This window comes from Candidatus Borrarchaeum sp., from assembly GCF_019058535.1.
GTDB lineage: Archaea > Asgardarchaeota > Sifarchaeia > Borrarchaeales > Borrarchaeaceae > Borrarchaeum > Borrarchaeum weybense.
This window is the reverse complement of sequence record NZ_JAHPYX010000075.1, coordinates 1-5,382: the sequence shown is the minus strand read 5'-3', so window position 1 is coordinate 5,382 and position 5,382 is coordinate 1. Positions and strand designations below refer to the sequence as shown.

Here is a 5,382-nt window from a genome sequence, read left to right as displayed (position 1 = left end):
CGACAACCCATCCGAGTATGTGTGTTAATGAAGTTAAAACAGCAAAAACTAGTGAGAAATGCAGATTATCTTCAAAAATGAAATATATGGTGAGAGAAACGAGCATCAACAAAAGTCCAAATGCCTGATTCCATTTTAGATAAGACACAGGGAATAAAAGATTAGAAACGATGTAGAGTTCGAGTAAGTTTTTCGGTTTTTTAATATTCCATGTTTCCATTCGCTTATCAAGCAAATGAAAAATAACAGCAAATCCGACTGAATATCCAGTAATGTCAATTACTAACCATGTAAGGTACGGACTGATGAGAAAGTTCAAGGAAAATACTTGTATTAAAAATGGCATAAAGATGAATTGCCGTGAATCTTTTAACGGCATACCAACGTACCAAGTCATTGCTATATCCGCAAAACGGTCGATCATGGAAAAACTTTCATCATAGACAAGAGAAGCCATTACATATATTGGAAGTTTGATAATCAACCGCAACAAAAAATTGAACAGAAACACAATGACATATTTTCTTCTGGTAAATTGAATTATGATTTCTAACGGTTTTTTGCCATCAATTGCGAAATTCATCTCTTTCACAGACTTAATTTTAGATCAAACCTTCGACTGTAATAAAGTTTTAAAAAATTTTGTTATATTTAGAATATCACACAAAATCCATTACGTTAAGCTCGCAACAGTTTACGAACTTTTGTAAAAGGTAAATGCAATTCCTCAAGGATCTGGAGAAGCACTTCTTTATGATGGCTTTTCATACCTTTCCAATCCAACACACATAATTCAATTTTTTCAAAGGATCGCTCGATTGCTTGTTTAATCATGCTTTCGCTAATTGTATCTAAAACATACTTTGGCGCTATGTGAGATATTGCATATTCTGTTTTCAAAAGTAGATGATTAAATTCCGGTGCATAATGCCCGCCTCCGATGCCTATAACTGTTTTGTATCTTTTTTTTGTAGAAGCAACACGCATTGCCGCATTAACTACTGCTTCTGCTGCTTTTTTATCACTCCATTGATCAGGAGTGCTTCCAACTTCAATAAAAACAATTGGGGCATTCAAATTAGTAGGGCCATGATGACTAACTTCCAAAGATACATCATATTGTTCTAGATCTAATCGAGTCTTCTGATTATGAAGTTCAAGTAATGCTTCTTTAATCGCAAAGGCGGGTGCAATACCAAGTTCATTAGGATGACCACCAAATTTAGCTTCCATAGTCCAATTACCGGTAGAATGCGTTAAAAGTGCAGGTACTTTAGCTGCAGATTCATGTTTACTGGCGAAAATAAACAAATCTGTAGTAAATTCGTTCAGGTGGTCAGCTTCAATAATTTTCCTGCTCGTTATTAAGAGTTTTATCAATCTATCTTGAGTTTGGTACTCGTATATTGGATTATTTTCGAAATACTCTCCTGTTTTCTCAAAAGAATAATGTTCAATGAATTGCGTATGAAGCGTTCTACCAGCGATTGAGGCAGATGAAGTTACAATAATTGGCATATTTGCACCTTGTTTATTATCTTTCAAAATTGTTTTATTGTCAAAAGCAAGGTTTTTTAAGTAATTTTGTCGCCTATTAAATACAAATAATATATAATATGAATAGATATTAGGGTAATTTTGGAGGTCATTATGTGGTTAGATTGATTTTCTTCGGTGCTATGGCGTCTGGGATAGGAGGCGCTGTATTAGTCTTTAGTCTTTGGCTTCAGAGCTTAACTGTATACTATGTCACATTTGTATTTCTTGCGATAGTGTTGTTCGTAGCAATCATCAATACTTTCTTCAAGGAGAAAGGAAGAGTAGGCTACGTGCACCCTGACGATTTGCTATTTGGAAACATTTTTGCCTTTTTGTTCGTAATTGCAGCAATCTTAGGTGCGGGATACTTCTACAGTCTAGGAATGTTGCCTGTATGGCCTGGAACTAGTCAAGCAGAAATGACACAAGCGATGTTCAACTATGCGACAGTGATTTTTGTGGCATTTATATTTCTGTGGGGATTAAGCCAACTCGGGTTCATCGTAGATGTTTTACAAGGCAAGGGACGAGAAGTTTCTAAAGAAACAACTGCTAGATTTATCTTGTTCTCGTTGATTTTAGGTGTGTTCTTAAGCTTGATACTCGCTGGCTTCAACAGTTTGTACATAGCTGCCGGCTTTAATACGTCGGCGTGGGTATTAGGAGCCATTTCAGCTGGGCTACTCATACTCCTAGGCGTTGTACTTCGCGGTCGATATGAAGAAGTACCGAGTTAGACGTGCACCCTGCAAGGGGTGCTCCCGAATTCTTTTTTTCTTTCTATTTTACTTTTACTACTATAGTTAAATCTATCATTGCCGACTTGCTGTTCTTTGTCCACTCACACATAGAATAGACGCTAATAGGGTTTAGATTTGTCCTTAAACTGTAAAGTTAAAATAAATTAGTGTTTGCATTGATTATTGAGTTTTCGTCGATTTTATAAGAGATTTTTAAAACTTTGTGAAAAGCTTTATTTGAGATCGTGAGTGATTTTTCATGATTCAATCGGTATTCGTTTAGCTCTCTAATGTGGTAAAAAATGTCACTATTTATAGGTTATGAAGTAGATAAGGATGGAAATCCTACAGAAAAGCATTTGGAAATACCTGCCAAAATTTTAGTTAGACATATGGCAGCTTTTGGATCGACAGGGTCTGGTAAGACCGTTTTAGCAAAAATTATTATTGAAGAAGCAGCTAAAGAAGGAATCCCAATAATTGCCTTGGACCCTCAAGGTGATATTGCTTCGTTGATTAAGCTTGCCGATCCAAAAGTCATAGAAGAACATGGACTTCCATTAAAAATGCTTAGAGAATATAAGGACAAAGTTTATGTAAAAATATTTACTCCTGCTTCAACAAAGGGTCTTCCAATCTGTATAGATCCCATAGTATTTCCTGATGTGAAGGCAGAACATGAAGATGCTATCAGGTTACTCGACAATTCCAGCCGTACACTGGTAAGGGTTCTAATAAAGGTAACTGGGCTGCCGAGCAGCTATGAATCAAAAGCATTTGCGGTGATTTACGAACTTATGAAAAACTACTGGCAAAAAGATAAAGAAATTAAAGATTTGAAACATTTAGCAGATCTTCTTGTAGAAGATCCATTAAATTCAGTCGACTATGGAAAGTATCTAAAAGATGCTGAAAGAGAACGACTAAGTCAATCCATTAGAAGTTTAACAATTGGGACGTCAGAATTGCTTTTTGAATTAGGAGAGAGACTAAATATCACGAAGTTAATAAAGAAAGAAAAAGGGCGTACACCTATCAATGTTTTCTTTCTCAAAACCCTCACAACAGATGAAGAAAGGCATTTTTTCATTTCGATATTAGTGAACCGCTTGTATGATTGGATGATAAACCAAGGCTCCTCCAAAAAACCACGATTGATTTTCTTCATTGACGAGATTGCTCCTTTTTGTCCTTCAGGGACAGTGAAACCTGGTCCAAAGGAAGGGTTGAAACTTATATTTCGTCAGGCACGCAAATATGGAGTTATCTGCATTATTGCGACCCAAAGCCCTAAGGACGTGGACTACAAAGCTTTTGAGCAGATGAACACTTTTGCGATAGGAAGAATTACCGCCCGTCAATCTCGTGAAGCCATTGAACACATCGTGACTGCAGGTGCCGGTGAAACCCGAGCAGCAAAAATCATCAATAAATTACCACGGCTCGAAGCAGGTAATTTTGTACTTGTGTCCCCAGACTTGAAAAAGGATATTCAATTTTTTAAAACGCGCTGGTTACTTACAGAACATGAAACATTAACAGAAAATGATGTAAGAAAACTGAAAGAAGCACTTATCTCAGCAGGAATTATCGAAGAGTCGACTCCCGAAGTCACCAAAGTCCCCGAAGTGAAACCTGAAGAAGTTCAACCCCCAACCGAAACAATTGAACCAAAAACCGAAATTGAAACACCAGTGGGTATGAAACCAAAAGATAAAATTAAGGACAAAGAGATAAACAAAGAAGATGACATTTTGGATGAACTACCAACACCGAAAATGAGTGAAAAAGAATTAGAAACTGCACTAAAACGTCCACGCATTGTTGGAGTTAAAACACCCTCTTCAAATGAGGATGTCATCGCTGCATTAGTTGCACGTTTAGAAGAAATAGGACATACAGAATTTGGCTTGGATTTCTTAAGAGATTTAGTAAAAAAGGGACAGTTGAAGTACCCAATTGCTCGTGAGTGGTATTATTTAGAAGTGAAGACCGCCCTTAAAACAGGTTTAGCTCATTTAGAAGGCGAGAAACTTGTCTATGATTTCGAAAAACTTCTTAAAAACGTTCTAGACGAAATAGACGTGTCTGAATTAAACGTTGATGAAAATCGCGTTCGTAAGAAATTCGAGAAAATAATAAAGAGCGCTAAACGAGCTAATTTCATAGAATACATTCTTTTGGGTCGTCCATTTTTGAAATACTGATACTTATCACTTTTATTCTACCTGAAACACTTTGGAAAAACCTATTTTCAGGTAGAATCTACGTAAAACTAATTTAGCCAGTAGAATCGCATTTTTTGGGATGGGGTGGCTAAAACCCGTTCAAGATATCGGATAACTTATAATTATAACACTCGAAAGGTTCATATTGATGACTTTACAAATTATATGAAAATAAAATAATATATTCTTACGAAATATTGGACAAAAGACTTTTGGAGATAACAAGTCCTATTAAGGAATTTATCAGGAAGATTCAAGTTTTACAATTAAGTGGGTGTTTCTCCAGATCCACAATTCTTTTATATGCCAAATCAAGTGTGGTTTTCTGCATTAAGAGGATGGGGGAAAAGGATATGGGAGTGAAGTGCAATAAAATTCTATTCGCCAAGGTATTAATATGTATGATCGCCTTAGCAGGAACAACTGCTATGAGAGCCTTCCAACTCCACTCAGATATACAAGAATGCAGCAATAAGACGGATTCTGAATTTCCCATTGACGAACGCCCCATGATCGTTATACGCATCGATGATATTCAGGACTGCGCCTGGCGAGATGCACAGATAACCCTGATAAAATACAATTTGGCAATGAATTTACCTATGTCTCTAGCTGTAATACCGAAAAGTTTCGGAGAGGATACCGAGTTGGTTGAACTGGTTTCCGCGGCTATCACGCAAGGATCTGAACTAACTGCCCACGGATGGAAGCATGAAATACTCACTGACTATGATGTGGATGAGCAGACGAGACTACTACAGCTCGCTAGAGAGCGGCTAAGGCACGTTCTGGGTGTGGAGGTATCGGTTATGGTACCACCGTGCTTCACCTTTAACAATGACACTCTGCTGGCCATGGAAAAGACAGGATATACT

The 5,382-nt window shown here is 37.1% G+C and carries 5 protein-coding genes; 3 read left to right on the top strand and 2 right to left on the bottom strand.

Features of this window, described 5'->3' with window-relative positions:
• Positions 1–583: hypothetical protein (locus tag QVB70_RS04225; RefSeq protein WP_287583719.1), on the bottom strand; the 583-nt coding region annotated here is incomplete at its 3' end.
• A 95-nt stretch (positions 584–678) separates the two neighbouring features.
• Entirely contained in the window at positions 679–1,518 is an 840-nt protein-coding gene (locus tag QVB70_RS04220; protein WP_287583717.1) for a D-aminoacyl-tRNA deacylase, read from the bottom strand.
• Positions 1,519–1,652: 134 nt separating this feature from the next.
• Here QVB70_RS04220 and QVB70_RS04215 point away from each other — a divergent pair, with 134 nt between their 5' ends.
• The 3 genes from QVB70_RS04215 to QVB70_RS04205 all read left to right on the top strand — a co-directional run.
• On the top strand, positions 1,653–2,276 hold the full coding sequence (locus tag QVB70_RS04215; protein ID WP_287583715.1) for a hypothetical protein: 624 nt from the start codon (positions 1,653–1,655) through the stop codon (positions 2,274–2,276).
• 305 nt (positions 2,277–2,581) lie between these two features.
• Positions 2,582–4,486 carry an ATP-binding protein gene (locus QVB70_RS04210; protein ID WP_287583712.1) on the top strand — a complete coding sequence of 635 codons (1,905 nt, stop codon included), beginning with the start codon at positions 2,582–2,584 and terminating at the stop codon, positions 4,484–4,486.
• A 233-nt stretch (positions 4,487–4,719) separates the two neighbouring features.
• Positions 4,720–5,382, top strand: a 663-nt coding sequence (locus QVB70_RS04205; protein WP_287583709.1) for a polysaccharide deacetylase family protein, incomplete at its 3' end; no start/stop codon positions are given.

Excerpts from the sequence above, each read along its gene's own strand:
- QVB70_RS04220 (WP_287583717.1), bottom strand. The coding sequence starts at position 1,518 with ATGCCAATTATTGTAACTTCATCTGCCTCAATCGCTGGTAGAACGCTT.
- QVB70_RS04210 (WP_287583712.1), top strand. The coding sequence starts at position 2,582 with ATGTCACTATTTATAGGTTATGAAGTAGATAAGGATGGAAATCCTACA.